Raw genomic sequence first — 20,464 nt, 5'->3', positions numbered from 1 at the left:
GAGTTTCGAACTGCGCCAATCCTCGTAGATTCACAACAGGATGGGAAGGAAGTGATCCCAGCTCAGTTTGGCACTTCATCCGCCAAACAGCGAACGCAACAGGATAATGCCCCCGTTCACTGGAGAGTGGACCTCTGATTGTCCGAATCAGCAGAACAGATGAAGATTCGGTGAGCAGTGTGAAACTACGATGAAAGTTCCTTGCGGACCAAGGGACGCTGCGTAATCAGTCGGTAGGCATCACCTTCGTTTTGTGTGGGCCGCTCCGGACGTCCTTTGTGTAGATAGGTTAGCTTCATATGATCGATTCCCATCAGATAGAGAATCGTAGCATGCAGATCGTGAACATGCAGGCGGTCTTCGACAGCGTGGAATCCTAGATCGTCGGTCGAACCGATTGTCTGTCCCCCAGCAACACCTCCGCCCGCCATGAACATTGTAAAGCCAGTCGGATTATGGTCCCGACCATTTCCCTTTTCGCTCATCGGAGTCCGGCCAAACTCGCCTCCCCAGACGACGAGTGTCTCATCGAGGAGTCCTCGCTGTTTCAGATCTTTGATCAGACCGGCAACAGGCTTATCACTTTGCCCGCACATTCGAGTATGGTTCCCTTCAATGTCGCGGTGCGCGTCCCACTTACTTCCGGCGCCATGATACAGTTGAACAAATCGAACTCCCCGTTCAACAAGTCGCCGGGCCAATAGACAGTTCCTTCCATACGCTTCTGTTTTCGGATCGTCCAAACCGTAAAGCTGTTGTGTGGCAGCCGTTTCTGATTCAAGATCAATCGCTTCTGGAGCATTCGCTTGCATGCGAAATGCGAGCTCGTAACTTTTGATTCTGGCTTCTAATTCTGTTTGAAATGTACGATCTTTGAAGTGGTCACGATTCAGCGAGTTCAACAGGCCCAACTTGTTTCGTTGCCGCTCAACCGAAATCCCTTCCGGATTGTTGAGATTCGCAATGGGCTCGTTGCCGACGTCGAGTTTGGTTCCCTGATAACTGGCGGGCATGAATCCTGTTCCCCAGTTTCGAGGACCGTTGGTGACCTGTGCTTTGTTATCGGTCATCACAACGAAAGCAGGTAAGTTCTGATTTTCTGTACCGAGCCCGTAATTCACCCAAGCCCCTAATGAAGGACGTCCAGCTAATGGAGTGCCAGTGTTCATCTGACAAACACCGCCTGAGTGGTTGATTCCATTCGTCCAGCATGAACGAATCACAGCCATGTCATCGACACACTGCGCAATATTTGGAATCCAGTCGGAGACCCAGGTTCCGGCCTCGCCGTATTGCTTCCACTTCCGTTTTGATGCGAGTAACGGTGAGTTGAGTTCCCCCATGGCTGTGACAACTCGTTTGTATCCGGGAGGTAGAGGCTTCCCTGCCAGCTTATTGAGTTGCGGCTTCGGGTCGAACAGGTCCATTTGGCTGGGGCCACCTTCCATGAACAGGAAGATCACACTCTTGGCACGGGGCGCAATATGTGAAATCGAAGCGGAGGCATCTCCAAGGGCCGATTGGGGAAGCAGCGAAGCCAAAGCCAGGGCACCAAATCCGGTTCCGGACTCAAGCAACATCTCTCGACGAGAGACAAGAGAAGAACGAGTGATGGCAGGCTGAAAAAACATAAGGACTCGGCGTGTTACTGAAGTGAGGGAATCGAAGAGCACATCGCGTCAACGGATCCATTTGGGGGGCTGTTCATTGTACGAAAGAGCCCCAATTTCGTCGATGATAAACAATTTCGACAGTCAATTTGCTGTATGTCTCACATTCCGTGGACACCACTGACATCTCACGACGAGACTGGTCTCGAAGATAGGTTCGACAAATACGATGGAGCACAACGCCTCTTTGAGACGGAATCGTCTCAAAGGAAAGAATCACCACAAGCCCTACAATCACTACATGCGAATCACCTGTTCCCTTCTCCCTGGCAGCTTCAGCATAACCCTACATTCATGCTGACTCACAATCCGATGCAATGATACCGGATTCTCTCTTTTCAAGGATGATGAGATATGTGTGGGTTGTCAGAGATCAATTTGAAGTCCGTCATCAAACGATTTTGGACACTCGGAATTGCGCTCGCAGTGGTCGCTTCGAGTCAACTCGCAATGGCCGATGAAGCGTCCTGTCTGTTTGGCGACCCAGATCTTTGCCTGAAGTCCAATTCAATCGGGTCAGGCTGTGATGCCTGCTGCGGTGTCCTTGACGAAGGCTGCTTCTCTTCAAGTTCTCCCTACCTGACAGGTGATTGGGGAGGTCTGCGAACCGATCTGGCCGAGTCTGGAATGAATTTCCAAGCCAACCTGACGACCTTCAATTTTGGTGTTGTCGAAGGTGGTTTGGACCGCAAATTTCGCTACAGCGGGCATGGCGACTACCTCGTGAACATCGATGCTGGCAAACTCGGAATCCAGGAAGGTCTGTTTGTGAAGTTGCGGGCTGAACATCGATTTGGCCAGACACTCGACGGATCAACCGGTGCGTTCATGCCGAGTACGATCTCCTCATCTCTCCCCGTTCCTGACTCAGATGAAATTTACCTGACGAACGTTCTTTTCACACAAGCGTTTTCTGAAAACTTTGCGGTCTTCTTCGGAAAGATGGATACGTTCGATGGAGATGCAAACGCTTTTGCCCATGGTCGCGGAACGAAGCAGTTCTCAAATCTAGGCATGGTCATCAACCCCATCGCCCTGCGAACAGTTCCTTATTCAACTCTCGGTGCCGGATTTGTCTGGATGGAAAACGGCGAGCCGATCTTCACATTTACATTGCTGAACCCTGAAGATACAGCCTCGACAGTCGGAATCAGCGATCTATTTGCGGAGGGCATTTCGATGGCTGCCGAACTCCGACTTCCGACGAATTTCTTCGGGAAGCCGGGCCATCAACTCTTCGCTGGAACCTGGAGCAGCAGAGACTACACGAGTCTGGGACAAGATCCTCGAATCATTCTCCCGAATGTCCCCATTAACCAGACCTCCGGTTCATGGTCAATGTACTACAACTTCGATCAGTATCTGGTGACAGATCCTTGTGATCCAACACGTGGTTGGGGAGTCTTCGGTCGAGCAGGCCTCGGCGATGATGAAGCAAACCCATTAGCCTGGTTCTTAAGTTTCGGAGTTGGAGGATCAAGCCCGCTTCCTGGTCGTAATCACGATGGATTCGGAGCTGGCTGGTACTACAACGGAATCAGTGATGAAATTGGCCCGATTCTGAATCTCGCCTTAGGGGGCGTCAATGACGGTCACGGGTTGGAATTCTTCTATCGTGCTCAAATCACACCCTGGTTCGACGTAACTCCTGACGTGCAAATCCTTTTCCCTGGGCGAACTGGAGTGGACACAGCCTACGTGATGGGACTGAGATCGAACATTTCGTTCTGAGCCATGTTCGCACTGAACCATGTCCGCTCTGAAACATGTTCGTCCTGAGCCATGACAGGTCTTTTGTACAAACTTGAGTGAACTTCAAACTAATTTGAAGTTCAACTCAAAATGAAGCCGATTGTATCGATAAGGCAAAATTGCTTTGATTCGGTATGTTGGAATCGAAGCAGCAGTCTGACCTTCTTCGATCACCAACGGCATCAGAAATGCGATTTCCAGAGTCGATTCTTGTTTCGATTGTCTGGATTTCGTGTTGTTCTGCACAAATCTACGCACAGCCTGCTGCCGTGGACAATTCTGATCCACTTCTCGTACCTCCGCCTGCACCTACTGCCGCATCTGTGCCGCAAGCAATCACAACCGCAGAGAATGGAAATCAGCAAGAAGCTGCCCCCAGCGTCCTCGAAGCCCCCCGGACTGATCTTAAAGACTACGAATTCGTGCAATCGGGGCGACCACTTTTTTCAAATAGTCAGACAGAGTACCCCACGCTTGAATGGGGTGGTTTTCTGCAACTCGACACGGGCTGGATCATTCAGGACCAGGCAACTGTCGACGCAGTCGGGAAGGTCAACACAGAAACCGGCTTGCGTCGTGTTCGATTGCGAGCCAGCGGAAACGTTAGTAAAGCAACGTCTTACGTGATCGACCTGGACTTTGCTGCCTCCGGACACCCCAGCTTTCGAGATGTCGCAGTCATCTTCTCCGACGCAAAATTTGTTGATCATGTGGAAGCTGGCTACTTCAAACAACCTTTCGGCATGGATGCTGAGTCGAGCGGACGAGAACTGTTGTTCATGGAGCGGCAACTTCCCTTCGCATTTGCCCCATTCAGGCAGACGGGCCTTCGGGGCTTCGGGACATTTCCTGACGAGAACGGAACTTATGCCTTTTCCGCCTACAAAACTCCCACAGACTCATATGGAGTTTCAAGTGGAAATAATGGAGGCTGGGCCTTTGCGACACGAGAAACCGTTCTTTTGGTCAACAACGATGACGTTCTAGTTCATCTCGGTGGGGGTTACAGTTTTGGAAACCCCGCGAATAATCGTGTTCGATATGCCGTTCAGCCAGGCTTCTTCGTCACTGATCCGAGCGACAATTCTGCAACCGGTATTCCTGCATTTGTCGACACCGGAAATATTCCGACAGACAACTTTCATCTCTTCAACCTTGAACTCGCTTCTCAGTACGGACCGTTCCGCACTCAGGCAGAGTATCGCTGGTCAATTGTGAATCGACCCAAAATGGCCCCCGTAAATTTTTCCGGGGGATACTTTCAGGCGGGATTGCTGCTGACTGGTGAGTCAGCGGTCTACAATCGCAAACGTGGAATTTTCTCAGGCGTCATCCCTGATGAAGAATTCGGTGACTGTGGGTTCGGAGCACTTGAACTGACCGCAGGCTGGGCGATCATCGACCTGAATGACCTTGATATTCAGGGGGGGCGCATGCAAACGCTGACGTTCGGATTAAATTGGTATCTCAACAGTTTCGCACGAGTCATCTTCAACATGATTCCAGTCAAACTGGACGCCCCCACTGTCGGACGCGCTGACAGTCTGGTCCTCTCCGGGCGTCTACAGCTTGAATTCTGAATCCCTGACTTGTGACAATCAGCCTGCCAAACCGTCCAGGAATTCTTCACGGACAGGACAAGCATGAAAAACAGATTCGGAGATTCGAACTGGTCTGGAAGCTTGTGGAATGGTCACCTTTCTCAGTGATCCAGTAAGTACACTCAGAATCAGCTCTAAAAATCGACTTTGTACTTTTGTGTCATTTTGACACGAATCTGAGCAGTCGCATCCTGCATCTCTTTCCAGTTTTCAAAGCGAACTTTGCTCGCTTCCCCCTGCTCTTCCCGAGCAATTTGAGTTTTGATACTCGAACTGGAGCGATAGTCGTTGTAATAGCCGTTCGAATAATTTGATGAATAGACTCTCGACTTTCTGACTCCTGTTTCGATATTCGCCTGGCCTTGAGTCACAGATGTGGAGCGTAAAGTTTCCGAGACGGACAGGCCATAATCGACGAGTTCCACATCGACATTCAGAATTGGTAACTTGTCGATTCGCTTTGCATACCGTTGCATGTAAGTCGCTGCGAAGTTCTTTCGGGCATCACGGTTTGTCTTGAACTCTAAATGCAGATCGTCGAGCAGTGTCGAAACCGATCTGAAATATTTCTGCGACGCTTTCACCACCTTGTCTTGATCGTCAGCCTCAGCCGGTTCCACATCTGCCAGAGCACTGAATTTCGAACTTGGCACCTGCAGCAAGCTCATCACTTTGCGCAGATCTGTCAGTGAAAGTTCCCCATCCAGAATGAGATTGTTTTGACTTTGGCTGAGAGTCCAGTGTTCCAGATCCTCAAACGCAACTCCAAATTTCTGAAACGTCTGGAGAATTCCCTCTTTCGCCTTCTTCCCCAACACGGACGGATCGGATTCGAATTGAACTTCGAGACGGCCTTGAATTTTCGTCGTGACGGAAATCGCCAGTTTCGCTCCCGTTAAGCTTTCCACAACCGTTTGCCAACTGGCTTGAGCGGTGGCATCATCTTTCAGAAGTTCAGAACTACTGAGCCATTCACGAAGCTGGTGCGGAACAACTGCATCTTTCAGATTGATTGCTAAAACAATTTGCGTCGTGTCATTCACATCATTAACAGACTCAGCAAAAACACCTGCTGCATCCAACGATTCTGATCCAGTGGTCTTTGCCCAGTGCGAAACTTTCTGTCGGTTCGCAGGAGCCATGATTCCAAGTAGCTGAGAGGAAAACTGAACAAAATAGGCGTCACTCGGACTCCAGACAGCCGCCATGTCTGCAATGGTGTCAATCTCCCCACCTTCTGCTCGAGCAATTGCTCGGCTGGAAATTGGCTCCGAAAGATTCATCACCGCGACTTCCCAGGCCTGCTCCAACTGATGATTCGAGTTCACTTGTGAACCGACGACAATCTTCGTTGCCTCGGGTGGAAGATAGAAAGGTGAGTTCACGTAGGCAGCTTCATTCTTATCTGCCCAGTTCTCCTGCTTTCCGAGCGGACTCGACCTGAGCGCGTCTGCATCGATTAAAATCAACGCATTCGCACTCTTCGGAATTTTTGCAGTCAAGGCAGAGAAATTGTCTTGGGCACTCACCTCGGAAGTGTTGAAATAGATGACAGTCACCATTCCGAACATGACAGGGAGAAGGTAACGACAGTTCATTCTGGAGAAATTCGTTTTCATAGGACCATCTTGTTTCAGGATTCGCAACGGGAAGTTCTCAGCGACTCTCAACGCAGCAGAAAATTTCTGTTCAACCTCACTCCGCCTATTCAAGAATTGCAAAGGTTCAAAACAGAGTACCAATTCTGTAACCAGAAATCATTCTTTTCGCTCCATGACCTGAGTGTTTTGAGTGATCAACAGAATAGGAATCTCGGAAGATCCTTGAGGATTTTGTTTTCACACTCGACCAGCGGCCTAAAATTGGTTCAAATCGTGGGTTGAGCAATTTCATTGTTCAACATGACTCACAGTGAATTTCCAGCTGGAAATTCCATTGTCAGCGAGTCATTCATACATCAGATCATTTAATTGTCGCGGTGTCACCGATGTTCAAGATGTGTGTTATTTTCGATTTGGACATGAAGGGCTAAGATGAACTGTCCGTCAGACCTGCAATTGTCTGAGTTTCTCAAGGGGCGTCTTGAGGAGGAGCTCAGCCTTCAAGTCGAGCAGCATTTCGAAGTCTGCGAAGAATGTCCTGCTCGCATCGCCTCGCTGGATTTAGGGAGTCACACCATCTCCATGGATCGACTTCCCGAAGAAGACTCGAACTTTGACTTTGTCAACGAGCCAGAGTGTCTGCAGCTACAACTGTTCGCAAAAGATCTGACGCATCGTGCCTGGCCGTATGGAGAGACGTCCACAATCGCTGTCCTCAACGATGGCAACTCGCATAAACTTCCAGAGAGAATCGGTCATTTCCGCGTTTTGGATCGCATTGGAGCCGGCTCGTTTGGAGTCGTTCTGAAATGCTGGGACGAACACCTCGATCGCCCGGTCGCCATTAAAGTCTCTCACCCATCGCGAGTGAAATCAGAAAGTGACGCGGAACGCTATCGCCTGGAAGCCAAGTTGTTGGCAAAAATGGGACATCCAAATATCGTTCCGGTCCATGCTTCCGGGCTGACCGATGATGGTCAGGTCTACATTATCTCTCGATATATTCAGGGACGGAATTTAGCTGAGATCCTCAAGGTGGAACGGTTTCAAATCGAAACTGCAGTGAGACTCGTCGCAAAAATCGCTGAAGCCATCCATCACATGCATACACATGGGATTCTGCACAGAGACATCAAGCCCGGAAACATCCTGATTGATGTCGATGACATTCCCTATGTGACAGATTTCGGACTGGCAATCCATGAGGATGAAGTCGTTCGAAATCGTGAAGTCGCGGGGACCCTGGCATACATGAGTCCAGAGCAACTCAGCGGGGATGGACACCTGATCGTTGCCCGCTCGGACATCTTCAGCTTGGGAGTCGTTCTCTTTGAGATGCTCACCGGCGTGCGTCCGTTTGGGGATCGCTTTGCAGACAATTCAACAGAATGGATGAGAAAGCCCCCGGTCCCCAGTGATTTCGAACCGAATGTCCCGGTCGCTTTAGATCGAATCTGTTCGAAAGCTCTACAAAGGCGATCTTCCGAACGTCACTCCTCCGCTCGCGAATTGCAAATTGAACTTGAAAAGTTTCTGGAAAACCCTGCCGCACAGCCCGAATCAGAAGGGCAAATCAATCGAGTCTACCGAGGGTTGCGGGCTTTTCGAAAAGACGACGCAGAGTTCTTCAGTGAATTACTTCCTGGGCAACTGTCGAGTGAAGGCCACCCGCAGCAGGTTCAGTATTGGCTGAACCGTATGGATGGCCGAGATCCTGATTGTGAACCTCGAATCGGTGTCATCTATGGTGCGACAGGGAGCGGAAAATCTTCTCTGGTGAATGCCGCCCTCGTCCCAAAGCTTGCCGGAATTGCAACTCCCGTTTTAATTCAGGCGTCGGAGAAGAAAACAGAAATCGATCTCGCCGCTCAACTGAAGAAAGTCTTTCTCGACTTAGAAGCAGTCTCCGACTTGCCGGAGATGACGCGTCGAATCCGAAAGCGTCCACTTCCGCACGCGAATCAAAAAGTCGTCATCGTCATCGATCAGTTTGAGCAATGGCTGCAAGGTCGGCAAATCGATTCTGATCAAGAACTTGTGCAAGCGTTGCGTCAATGTGACGGGCACTCCATTCAGTGCTTACTCATCGTCCGTGATGATTACTGGGTCGAACTCTCACAGTTCATGCGCGTTGTTGAAGCCTCTCTCAATGAGGGAGACAATGCCATGGCTGTCCCGGAATTCACAATAGAGCATGCCAAAACGGTGCTCACCAAATTTGGAACGTTGTTGAAGAAAGGGGATCTGGAAGATCCGGAGAAAGCCGCCTTCATTGAACGAGGTGTCGAGCTGATCCAATCGAACGGTCGCGTCGCTCCTGTTTGGCTTGCTCTGTTTGTTGAAATCACCAAAGAGTTACCGTGGAGTTCCGAAACGATCGGGTATCTTGATGACTTTAAAGCATTAGGACGTACCTACCTGCGACGACGTTTCGATCCGGAAGTCTGTCCACGCCGATATCGCCCGATGATTCCCGCGATAAAAAAACTCCTCAGTGCTTTACTCCCGGAACAAGGCAACAATTTGAAAGGTCAGGGACTGAACTTCAAAGAGTTACAAGAGGTATGCGGATACGAAAATAAACCGCAACGCTTTGCACAACTCATTGAAACCCTCGACAGCGAATTGCGAATCATATCACCGATTCATCAAGACGGAGATGACGATCAAGATCTGATCAGCTACCAGTTGACGCACGACTATCTGGTCCCCTCAATCCGAAGTTGGCTGGAAGAAGAAGAGCTGCAGACACATGCCGGACGGGCCAGGCAAAAACTCCGAAACCATGCCTCTCTTTGGAGCCTGAAAAAAGAAGCTCGGCAACTTCCTGGACTTTTTGAAGTCGCCTACATCCGCTCTGGAACCCTACCCGCGGAGTGGTCATCGCTTGAGTCCGAAATGATGAAAACGGCTCTCCGAAAAATTGCCACCCGAACCTTGACTGCAGCCATCCTTCTTGCAGTTCTGGGGACTCTGATGACGCTCGACCTGAGAAAACAACGAGACACGGAACTGCTGGTGCAACTCAAGCAGGCAAACATTGAAAATGTCCCGATGATCGTGGATGCCATTGAAGAGCGACTTCCGCGCATGAAGGACCAAGTCTTCCGTGAATTCCAGGCTTCCACTTCAGGGTCCGCCTCAAAAGCGCGACTTGCATTGCTTCTCCTCAACGACGAAGAAGAGGCTGCAGCCGAACTGAAAAGACAACTGCCCGAAAGTTCGTTCGAGAACTTTCGGATTTTCACTGCATTACTGGATGAATATGACGTTCCACTCGATTCATACACGGACCTGTTCCGGTCTCAAACAGTCCCTTCTGAGATGCGTTTTCAAGCGGCCTGTGCTCTGTTAGCTACGAATCAGGATGCGAGTCTGCACAACGATGAGACTCAAGTTGCCATCAGCGAGGCAGTTGTTGATGGACTCATCGCCAAATCGGGGGTTTCCCTCGAGACCTGGACAAACTGGCTAAGCCCTTACCAGGAACACCTGACTGAAAAGCTGACGAGAATCTTTGATGCTCAAGGGCCCCAGACCGATCTCAATAAAGCTGCGTTCATTCTGTCGATCTTTTTGCGGGATGATCCCGCAACCTACTCGGAACTTCTCCTACGCGCCAATGACGAACAACTTTCAACTCTCATAGACGGAATCATCGACATCCCCGAAGCTCATCTTCAATCGCTCGATCAAAAGCGGCGACAGGTTGAAAACAACCCGGAATCACTCGACCAGAAATCCAAAACCAACTTGCTCGCTGCTTTCGTACATCTCGGGGAAACAGACTTTCCATTCCCTTACTTCCGTCGCCAATCTGATCCATCACTTCGTAGCGAACTCGTGCACAAGCTGGCTGGAAGTCGAGTCAACCCAGAACGCTTGCTCCCACATCTTAAAAAGTCAGACAACCCGGATCTCACCGCCGGTCTTCTCCAAGTTTTGGGTTCGCTCGAACCCCACCATTTTACGACGGCGCAACAGAATGAACTCAAACAGGCCTCAACGAAACTTTTCATCGAAGACCCTGACCCTGAAGTCCATTCCTCGTCACAGTGGGTGCTAAAGAAATTCGGAGAGACACCTTCAGTCCCATCGACATCTGCACGTGACGCCGAAAAAATCTCTCAGGGATGGTATTCGACTGAGTCTGGCTTCACGATGATCGTTCCCCCAGCAGAACATCGCACACTGACCTCACGAGAGAAAAAGAATCTACTTTCCGTGAACTGGACATTCGGAATCTCCTCGACAGAAGTCACCGTCAAAGACTTCTGTGAATACCAAAAGAATTACGAATCAATAATCAAACCGAACACATCACCAGACTCCGCAGCCGGCTACATCGAGATCAGGGATGCGATGGAGTATTGCAACTGGCTGACAAAACGGTCAGGCATGGGTGCTGACGACTTGTGTTATGAAGTCGTCCGAAACTATCTCCAGCCTCGCCCCGATTACCTCCAACGTAAGGGGTACCGGCTTCCGACAGAGAGAGAATGGGAACTGGCCACACGTTCGGGAAGTCGCACTTTTTTCCACTTTGGATCAACAGACGAACTGATCAACCACTACGCCTGGCACATCGGAAATTCAAACAGCCAAGTCCATCCTGTCGGATTGTTGAAACCAAACCAACTCGGACTCTTTGACGTGAGCGGCAACATCGGAGAGTGGTGTCACAATCACGACGACGTCGTTCGAAACTTGAAGATGAATCGCTCTTTTCGATACGCAATCCCATTTCGTGGTGGCACGTTCCAGTCACATCTCTCATCAGATATGCCAATCGGATCATTAAAATCAGAAAGCCGAATCGTCATGGGGCAAGGTGGGACGTTTTCGTACCTTGGATTTCGCATCGCCCGCACGCTCAGCCACCCGGAGAACCCCCAGTAACTTCGAATTCGACGCCCCTTTCGTCCTACATCGAATCTCTCATTCCAATGAAATACTTTGAAAAAACCAAGGTTTCGTTTCACTCCCTGGTCCTTCGCTATCAAAATGCGATGTCCCTCTGACGCTCAAACCGCGAGCGGCTGCACTATGCAAAGACGATTTGTCATTGAATCAAATTTTCCTCTTGGCACAAAACGTGACTTGCGTTAGCTTTCCGGTTCATTTCCTCACTCTCCCCTCACTCATTTCAATTATTCACGAGCTGGGAAGGATTCCCATGCGTCGCTACTTCATGATTTCACTCTCTCTTTGTTGTTTGGCAAGTGGTTGCCAAATGATGGAGTGGGTGCAGCCGCATCAATTGTGGAAACTCAATCGGCAACCTGCAATATCGCGGGATGATGCCTATTTCAACGTCCCTGCGCAACCCGTTCCGAATCAGAGTTCAGCGATTCCTGCGGCCACAAAAGTGAGGGCATTTTGATTTTGAGATTCGCATAGAAACCCAACAAAATTTGGAAACGGTTGCGATTCAGACAGAGATACAACCACGCCTTTAGAGCATTTTTCGAATTGGTTATCAGGTTCTGCCTCGTGGCGAACAGCAATTTTATTAGAACCAGTCTGAAGACTTGTGGAATGGTCGCTTTTTTCAGTGTTTGAGCGAACAGAGTCAGGTTTCAGGATCAGTTCTAGAAAAATGCGTTCTTCACGGACGCAAGAAACTCGCAAGTGTTTATCAAGTCAAGGATGACTGCTTCAACTCTCCGCGGTGAACAGTCGCGTATCCTTCATATTAATTTGGCCGCGGAATAGATACGGCTTCTGTCGTCGCGAGCGGCTTATGTTTGAGTATCAACCACGTCGACATCCTTTGCAAACTTTTCAATTCTGGTTCGCTGTTCTGGTCTGTGCCGGAGGCGTTGCAGTCTGGAGATTTGGAATTTTTTCTCAATCTCCACAGACTGCGAATCTTCCTCCAGCAATCTCTGACGAAACGATGCCTCCCCCTCCTCAAAATGGTTCAATAGTCAGAGTTCCTGATCAGTTTGAGCAAAAATCTTCAGATGCAAATCGTGATGTTGCGATGGCACCGCAGCAGTCTGAGGAGCCTCTCGACGAAACACTTCCCGAAAACCGTGCAGCTCAGCCAATCAGTGAAATCGGCGGCGAGACGAGCGAGGCGATGAACGGGACCAGTGCATCCACCCGTGATTTAGAAGTCCGAACGGTAAGTGGTATCCAACAGAACGGATATCAAATCGAACAAACAAGTATTCAACAGACAAATCTGGGGAGCAATTCTGGTGGTGAAGATCGCTCTTCAACAGAACTCACTTTCAGAACACAGCCCGAAGCCTCTTCAGAGTTGCCAGTCATTTCTCCAGCAGTACCAGCTCAATTCGACTTCACAGAGGTCGATCAGCTCATCGAATCGGGGGACGATGTTGCCGCATTGCGGACACTCTCCACCTGGTATTGGGAATACCCGGATCGACGCCGACAACTCTGGCAGCGGCTAAACCTGTTGTCACGCAGGATTTATTTCCAACCACATCCCCACTACATGGAACCGTACGAAATCCAGTTTGGTGATCGCCTCGAAACCATCGCCAGGCAACATCAGGTTTCTTGGGAATACCTCTCGAAAATCAATCGTGTTGACCCTCAACGAATCAAAGCTGGCAAGAAGCTGAAGGTCATTCAAGGTCCTTTCAGTGCAGTTGTTGACTTGACCAGATTTGAAGTGACCGTCCACGCTCATGGTTACTTCGTGGTCCGCATGCCGGTCGGAATCGGCAAGGATGGATCGACGCCGATCGGGAAATTCAAAGTGACCGACAAAGTCGTCGATCCCATTTATTACGGGCCAGATATCGTCATTAAAAACGATGACCCCACGAATCCACTTGGAGAACGTTGGCTGGCCATCAGTGACGAAGCTGGGACTCTTGAAGGTTACGGAATTCATGGAACCATCGATCCAGATTCCATTGGCAAAGCAGACTCGCGCGGATGTATTCGGCTGCACGATCAGGATGTCGCTGACCTTTACGACTTGCTCACCGTTGGTTCAGAAGTGATCATTCGTCGCTGAGCTTGCTTGCGAGAAGAAACTCAATTTCCGCATCCATGGCTTCCGCTGCAATTCCCCATTCGAAACGTTGAGACAACTTCACAGCGAAACGTTGATCAGCCTGGAAAGCAGCCAAGGAATCGAGTTTTCTTTGAGCCAGTTCCCCTAAGTTTTCGACAAGATCATTTGTTGTTCCATCATAGAGAAAACGGGTTTCATCTCTGACGAGTTCGGGATACGACAATCGCTGCGGTAGAATCGGAACGCAACCGGCATTCATTGCCTCTAAAATGGCGATTCCGAAAAACTCATGGATTGCTGTCGAGACCACCACATCGGCCTGCGCAAGCAACTCGAAGTACCGCTCCTTCGATTCTGCAAAGCCCCAATGGACGATGTTCGATTGAAATTCTTCACGCGCTTTACTGAAACATTCCGGCGTATTGCGATACGATTCTCCGAAGACGCTGAGCTGAAAGGCCACCCCGCTGGCACGCAGCAGACGCAATGCTTCAAAGAATTGCTCCGGATTCTTATCGTGCTCCCATCTACCGACCCAGCAGAGATGAATTGGTCCGTCGGAGGAAAAACTCGCTCTACGACACTCAATCCCCGGCGTATGAACCTTTGCAAGTTGCTCAACTTTCTCGAGCTCGCTTTTCCAGCGAGCGGCATCAGTCCGAGCAAGCTTCGGCATCCGGGAGAGTTGGTTTCGCACATGATTCAAAAGATTATCTCGATGGTAATTTGAGTTGAACCAAACCTGATCGGCACTCAACAGGGAGATAAAATTCGTAAACGCGAAATGTTCATCTCGCTGAGCCTGCCCACCTTCAAGACGTGTTGGATATTCAAATTGATTTTCATGGAAGTACAGCACGACCGGGCAAGATCGGATCGACTCCGGAAGCTGTCCTTTTAACTCGGCCACATTGAGCATATCGGTCGTAAAGATGACGTCCCACGACTGCGGTTCAGCTTTAAGAACTTCTCGAATCTGCAATGCAAACGATGTCGCAGCGTGCCGCATTCTCCACTTCCACTGGGTCCCCGGAAGCGTAAACAATGTCAACTCATGACGGCTCTTTTGTGCCCAGCCATCAAGAAACGCTTGATGACTTCCAGAATGAAACGGATTCAGAGCCAGTATTTTCATGGAGTTCAACGCCACACTTTGTTTGTACTTTAGCGACTCGACATCAAGAGATGTTCGCCCAACTCTGCAAAAGTTTGTCGGCATTGCTGGAAATATCAAACCGTTCAATGACTTCTTGCCGGGCTTGCTTTGCGAGTCTTTGTTGCAAAGTTGAAGAATCGAGCAACCGCTCCACCTGCTCCGCAATCGCAGTGGGATTTTCCGACTCAACCAGGAGAGCAGATTCTTCATGCGTGAGGATCTCGCTCGTCCCTCCGACCTTCGTTGCAACAACTGGAACTTCACAAGCAGCCGCTTCCAACAAAATCCGTCCGAGAGGTTCTTGCCGAGCCGCATGAATAACGAGGTCAATTTCATTCAGTATCAAGCGAATGTCGCTGCGGTATCCGAGGCGATGCAAACGTTTTCCCATTCCGGCATCTTCAAAGGTCTGCGTGATCTTTTCGTCGAACTGTTGGCTCTCGCGTTTGAGTGAATGCCGTTCGCCTATCAATAAAAAGTGCAGATCGGGAAATCGCTCATTCAGAATCACGGCAGCATCAGCGACATCCCCCTGTGCTTTTCGCAAGCAAATTTGCCCAATCGTGGCAGCGAGTCTCGCGTTCTCCGGAAGCCCCAACTCTTGCTTGAGAGAACCTGTCGCTGAGCTTGGTGAGAAGAGTTTCAGATCAATTCCGTTATAGCACGTCTCGACCCGATCTGGATGAAGACCTTGAGCGATGTGATAGTCGCGTGTTGCATGAGAGACTGCCATCAGCCGAGCATGCTGATTTAAATCGCGAATTGCAGCTCGACTCAGCGACATAATATCACGGATGTGAGTCGTTGTCGGGACTGGTAATTCACTGGTCACTCCCCCGAGAATTCTCCCCATCGTCAAGCTATTCGCATGGAGCAAATCGAGCTGATGTGTCTTGATCACTTTTCGAAGTTGTCGAATGAGATCGCGCTGCGAAATGCGTTCTCCGGTTTCCGAACGAAGCTGCAGGTTCTCAACCGGGACGTTTTGTGAAGCAAGTTCCTCAATGAGTGGTCCCTCACTCGGCGCAAGAGCAACGAAATCGCACTTGATGCGATGGAGCTCTTTGATGGCGGCGAGAATCGACTGTTCTCCTCCATTCAAAGTTGTGTATTCAAATAACAGACCAATACGTTTCAATTTTCACTCTTCGCTGACGTCGAGCTCGCAGTTCTCAACTCTACTGGTCTCGACTCTACTGAACCCAACTTTGCTGGCCTCAAGACTACTGAGTTCGATACTACTGGCCTCAATTGTTGAATAAGAACATCATTCGATGAGACGAATCTGGGACAAGTAATCATCAATTCCCCGGAATGGTCACCGCGACGCGAATCCAGAGTTGGGAGTAAATCGCCGGTGCCCTCCGGTATCGAAGTCATCGAGAGCCTGTTGCAACCCTAAGCGAATTTGCTCAAGTCGTTCGCCGCCACGAACTCGCGTCCCATCAAGTTCCTGAACATAAAAGACATCGATCACCTGATCGAAGTGTGTCGAAATTTTTGCCATATCGATCGAGACGTCTAAATCGTGAAGTGCCTTTGTAAGCGTGTACAATAGCCCCGGTCGATCTGTCGCAAAGACGTCAAAAATTGTTCGCGTATCGGAAGAGTCATTGTCGATTTGCACCCGCTGTGGAAGCTCGGAGATTGGTGCCTCCGGAACAGCATCTCCAAAACGGCTATTTTTGACAAACAACTGTTCAACAGAAGTGTCTCCGCTGAGAACAGAGCGTAGCGTATTGGCGACGTCTTGAATTCGAGACAACGGAGGTTCACCAGTATAATCCGGGTCAACAACCCGAAAGCTATCGATGACGAATCCGTCCGCCGTTGTGTTGATGTCCGCGGAAAGGATACTCAGCCGCTTAGCGGTCATCACTCCGGTCATTTTGTGAAAGCACCCCGACTGATAATTTGGATTGCCCGTAATCACACGATATTCCATTGAGCTGATCTCAGGGTTCCAGCTTGCAATCACTTCAACGTTCTTCTTTCCGAGGCGTTGAATGACTTCGAGGTCATCCGCAATTTGCTTCGGGGGAGTGCATGTCAAATAGTAGGCTGAAAAACCAGAGAGCTGTCGGCTGATCCACTGAATTGAACAGAAATCTTCATCTCGCTGTTCAAGAATTTTCGCAACACTCTGTTTTGTCTCCTCAATCCGTTGTTGCTCGTGAAATCCGTATCGCTTCCCACTTAACTTTACGAGACAGCGATCAAAAAACTCGGTGAGCAAATTTGCTTTCCAACTCGTCCAGGTTCCCGGTCCGACGGCTGTGACATCTGCGACAGTCAGCACGTAAAGCATACGTAGAACATCTGGCGATCCGATTTTTTGAGCGAAGCTGACAACTTGATCCAGATCAGTAATATCGCGACGAAACGCAATATCTGCCATTTCCAAATGCAACTTGACCAGCAGTTGAATTTGCTCGATTTGGTGCTTCGGAAGCAACAAACGACGTCCAACTTCGCCAGCAATTTCGGCACCGATCTCACTGTGATCGCCACCCATTCCCTTGCCGATATCGTGAAGAAAAACTGCTAAGTGCAGGACTTCTTTATGTCGAATCTCGTCATAAACTGCCCCGACCGGTCCTTCGTCATCTTCAAAACTTGTCACCGCTTCAACCGCTCGCAGCGTATGCTCATCGACAGTGAAATGATGGTAATGATTGAACTGCAAAAGGTTGCGAATATGGGTCGTTTGCGGAATGACAAGGTCCAGCAATCGAGTTTCAAAAAGGCTTCGTAAAATTGGACCGAGTGCCGAAGTACATCGGAAGATTTCCAGAAATGCTTTCGAAGCGTTCGCTGAAATCTCTGGAAGGGATTCGGGAAGATTTTCCTTAATTGCTTCGGCGACTTTAGGGGAAGGGAGAACTCCATAAAGTGCTGCTGCCCTGTAGAGCTTGAGCATTGACTCAACATCCTTGCAGACACGTTTTAGATACCGGTCTGCAACTTCAATGCGATCTGCCCCCACATAAAACATTCCTTCGGCACGATGGCCAACAACAACATCCCGAGTTCGTTCGGCCATGGAACGTGGACGCTCCATCGCCACGAATCTCCGTGTGATGTTGGCAAGTTCTGAGCTATGGTGGAAATACTCCTGCATGAACTCTTCGACAGGACGTTGACGCTCATTGCCTGGAAATCCACGTTCTCTGGCGATTCGAAGCTGTTCATCTTTTGTCAGCCGGTCATGCGCTCCTTGACTACTCAAATGCAGATCGATCCGCAACTTTGTCAGGAATTCCCAGGCCTGTTTCAGCTTCCGAGCATCCTCCTTCGTCAGCGCACCCTTCAGCTTCAAAGAGTCAATATCTTTCACACCGTAGCGGGCATAGCCTATCCAGCGGATGAGATGCAAATCTCGCAGGCCGCCCGAGGAAGATTTAATATCCGGCTCGAGTTCTTGAGCTGGAGGGCCATATTCTGACCAACCGACTTCTCGAGCTTCGAGACAATCTTCGATAAACTTTCGGCGACGGGAAAACAAGACACGCTGTTTGAACTGCGCGATCAGGCGGTTGTAAAGAGACTCATTCCCCCACAACAGACGTGCTTCAACAAGCGGCGTGGCGATTTGAGGATCTTGCCTTGCCAGAGTCACGCAAGTCGCCACATCTCGAGTGGCATGTCCGAGCTGAATTTTGGAGTCCCAGCAATTTTGCACGAAAGCTCCAACAAATTCGCGAAACTCTGGAGTCACTGTCCAGCCACTCAGAAACAGTAAATCGACATCGGAATAGGGGGCCATCTCACCGCGACCGGTCCCTCCGATCGCCACAATGGCTCCCTGTTCAGGGATTTTTTCACGACACTCTTCAGAAAACTGAGCGGAGGTTTCTTCAGCGAGTCTGCAAAGAAATTCATCGAACCCATCGCTAATGACGGATGCAATCTGAATTCCGGGGACACCGTTCTCAAAGAGCGTTTTTGCTTTCTCCCGAATGGCAGCGATTCGAGTCTTCCGCTCCGTGAGTACGTGTTTCAAATCTTTCAACGGTTCAAACATAGAGGTGAATGCAATTATGTTGCGTCATGAAGTCACTGCGAGGCGCGCAATTCAGGATCTGACTTGGTTATTCTCGCGAGAAGATCATGGTTCTACCAGAGTGATACTTGAAACAGTCTACGAATTCGAGAAGATACCTCTCCCACCACGGATTCCCAGAATTTCAGACCTCCCCAAAATAACGATATAAGAATGCCTCTGAGTCATCCAGATTTTATTGAAGTCCGCAACAGCCCCAAAAAAGGACGTGGAGTTTTCGCCAAACAGTTCATTTCCAAAGGATCAGTGATTGAAAAAGTCCCGATCCTCCTTGTGACATGGGACGAAATTGCCGACTCTGAATTAGCTGACTATGCGTTTGTCTATACAGAAAAAAAATCTGCCATCGCGCTCGGCTACGGTTCGATATACAACCACAGTTACAAACCGAATGCACGGTACGACGATGTTGGTCGCAAAACGAAAATTTTCTCTGCGATTCGCGATATCGAGCAAGGCGAAGAGATCACCGTCAACTACAACGGAGATCCGGACAACAATGCAGAAGTCGACTTTCCAGTGATCGACTAACCAGTGATCGGCTAACCAGTGATCGGCAAAACGGCCAGGCGAGCAATCTGAAATAACGCATGAAGCCGTTTCAGGACATCTTGTTCAACAGCCGTTTTTCGATCGATTCAATATGATGAGAAAGTACAGGGTCGCCTTTCCGTTGAGTTGCGATTTTTTTACAAGCATGAATCACAGTGCTGTGATTGCCGCGCCCGAAGTATTCGCCGACTGTTTGATACTTCAAATCTGTCAACTCTCGCGTCAAGTACATTGCCACTTGGCGGGCCTGAGAAATCGTCTTCGATCTGCGCGGACTTTTCAGATCGACGACCCGAACTCCATACACCCTTGCAGTCGCTGAGGCGATTTCTGGCAACGAGTATTTCCGTGAGATGTGCAGTGCCTCGATGAGTTCAGGGGCACTCATCAACTGTCCAGCCTTTGTCTTCTGCAAGGTCTTGATTTGCTGAAGTATCCCAGCCAACTCTCTCGGTGATGCCTGATAAGACTTGGCAATTTCGAGGACGTCCTCATCTGTCAGGCGAAGCGATTCTGTAGAGAGGAAATGATTCAGCAACTTCCGACGACTGGAAACTTCTGGAAGCGTAATATCGGCACACAAACCTCCTCGAATGCGACTCGCCAAGCGTGACGAAAGTCCACGAATGCCAGAGGGCATGAGGGTTGAGGTCAGCAGAACCGCCCCTCCCTGAGACATCACCTCGTCAATCGCAGCGACCAATTGTTGTTGTGATTCATTCCGGCCAGTCAGTGACTGCACATCTTCACAGATGAAAAGCGAAACTTCATGTCGATAACGCCGCTGAAATTGATGAATCGCACTTTCGCTGGAGGCCTGAGCCAGTTGTGCAGCAAACTCAGATGCTGTCACAGAAACGATTTTTGCGTCGCTGCGAGAGGCCTCCCAACTACGAATCAGCTCGCGAGCCAGTCTTGACTTCCCCGTCCCCGGAGGACCGATCAACGTCACACATTGAACAGTTCGTTGACGCTTCACCGCTGCCAGGCGTTGAATCGCGGCAACAGCGAATCTGTTCTCTGGCAGAACCAGAAACGAATGCTGATCATGTTGACGAAGTGGAGTCACCAC

At 49.7% G+C, this 20,464-nt stretch carries 11 protein-coding genes; 5 read left to right on the top strand and 6 right to left on the bottom strand.

Annotated features, from left to right (window positions below):
* Positions 1 to 185: 185 nt before the first annotated feature.
* Complete coding sequence (locus Mal48_RS00060; RefSeq protein WP_145194964.1) at positions 186 to 1,631, bottom strand: DUF1501 domain-containing protein; 1,446 nt, start codon at positions 1,629 to 1,631, stop codon at positions 186 to 188.
* A 393-nt stretch (positions 1,632 to 2,024) separates the two neighbouring features.
* Between Mal48_RS00060 and Mal48_RS00055 the strand changes: the two genes are divergently transcribed.
* On the top strand, positions 2,025 to 3,401 hold the full coding sequence (locus Mal48_RS00055) for a carbohydrate porin (protein WP_145194962.1): 1,377 nt from the start codon (positions 2,025 to 2,027) through the stop codon (positions 3,399 to 3,401).
* Positions 3,402 to 3,610: 209 nt separating this feature from the next.
* The gene (locus Mal48_RS00050; RefSeq protein WP_197441931.1) at positions 3,611 to 5,002 is read left to right on the top strand and encodes an OprO/OprP family phosphate-selective porin; all 1,392 of its coding nucleotides are present in this window, start codon (positions 3,611 to 3,613) and stop codon (positions 5,000 to 5,002) included.
* 155 nt (positions 5,003 to 5,157) lie between these two features.
* On the opposite strand, the gene Mal48_RS00045 is transcribed toward Mal48_RS00050, so the two are convergent.
* Positions 5,158 to 6,621 carry a hypothetical protein gene (locus Mal48_RS00045; protein ID WP_145194958.1) on the bottom strand — a complete coding sequence of 488 codons (1,464 nt, stop codon included), beginning with the start codon at positions 6,619 to 6,621 and terminating at the stop codon, positions 5,158 to 5,160.
* A 435-nt stretch (positions 6,622 to 7,056) separates the two neighbouring features.
* Between Mal48_RS00045 and Mal48_RS00040 the strand changes: the two genes are divergently transcribed.
* Both Mal48_RS00040 and Mal48_RS00030 read left to right on the top strand, forming a co-directional pair.
* Positions 7,057 to 11,523, top strand: coding sequence for a bifunctional serine/threonine-protein kinase/formylglycine-generating enzyme family protein (locus Mal48_RS00040; RefSeq protein WP_145194956.1), 4,467 nt, complete (start codon positions 7,057 to 7,059; stop codon positions 11,521 to 11,523).
* An 844-nt stretch (positions 11,524 to 12,367) separates the two neighbouring features.
* On the top strand, positions 12,368 to 13,621 hold the full coding sequence (locus tag Mal48_RS00030) for a L,D-transpeptidase family protein (protein ID WP_145194952.1): 1,254 nt from the start codon (positions 12,368 to 12,370) through the stop codon (positions 13,619 to 13,621).
* Here the strand turns inward: Mal48_RS00030 and Mal48_RS00025 are convergent.
* The 3 genes from Mal48_RS00025 to glnD form a co-directional block, all read right to left on the bottom strand.
* A complete protein-coding gene (locus tag Mal48_RS00025) occupies positions 13,608 to 14,756 on the bottom strand; it encodes a tRNA-queuosine alpha-mannosyltransferase domain-containing protein (protein WP_197441930.1) in 1,149 nt (382 codons plus the stop codon). The genes Mal48_RS00030 and Mal48_RS00025 overlap by 14 nt on opposite strands.
* A 43-nt stretch (positions 14,757 to 14,799) precedes the next feature.
* Positions 14,800 to 15,915: a glycosyltransferase family 4 protein gene (locus Mal48_RS00020; RefSeq protein WP_145194948.1), complete on the bottom strand. Its 1,116-nt coding sequence runs from the start codon at positions 15,913 to 15,915 to the stop codon at positions 14,800 to 14,802.
* Positions 15,916 to 16,095: 180 nt separating this feature from the next.
* Positions 16,096 to 18,801 (bottom strand): [protein-PII] uridylyltransferase, encoded by a 2,706-nt coding sequence (gene glnD, locus Mal48_RS00015; RefSeq protein ID WP_145194946.1) that lies wholly within the window; start codon positions 18,799 to 18,801, stop codon positions 16,096 to 16,098.
* A gap of 192 nt (positions 18,802 to 18,993) precedes the next feature.
* Here glnD and Mal48_RS00010 point away from each other — a divergent pair, with 192 nt between their 5' ends.
* Positions 18,994 to 19,371 carry an SET domain-containing protein gene (locus tag Mal48_RS00010; RefSeq protein WP_145194944.1) on the top strand — a complete coding sequence of 126 codons (378 nt, stop codon included), beginning with the start codon at positions 18,994 to 18,996 and terminating at the stop codon, positions 19,369 to 19,371.
* A gap of 70 nt (positions 19,372 to 19,441) precedes the next feature.
* Here the strand turns inward: Mal48_RS00010 and Mal48_RS00005 are convergent, their stop codons facing one another.
* A complete protein-coding gene (locus tag Mal48_RS00005) occupies positions 19,442 to 20,464 on the bottom strand; it encodes a helix-turn-helix domain-containing protein (protein ID WP_197441929.1) in 1,023 nt (340 codons plus the stop codon).

The organism is Thalassoglobus polymorphus (assembly GCF_007744255.1).
Lineage (GTDB): Bacteria > Planctomycetota > Planctomycetia > Planctomycetales > Planctomycetaceae > Thalassoglobus > Thalassoglobus polymorphus.
This window is presented reverse-complemented; position numbering and strand designations above follow the sequence as displayed.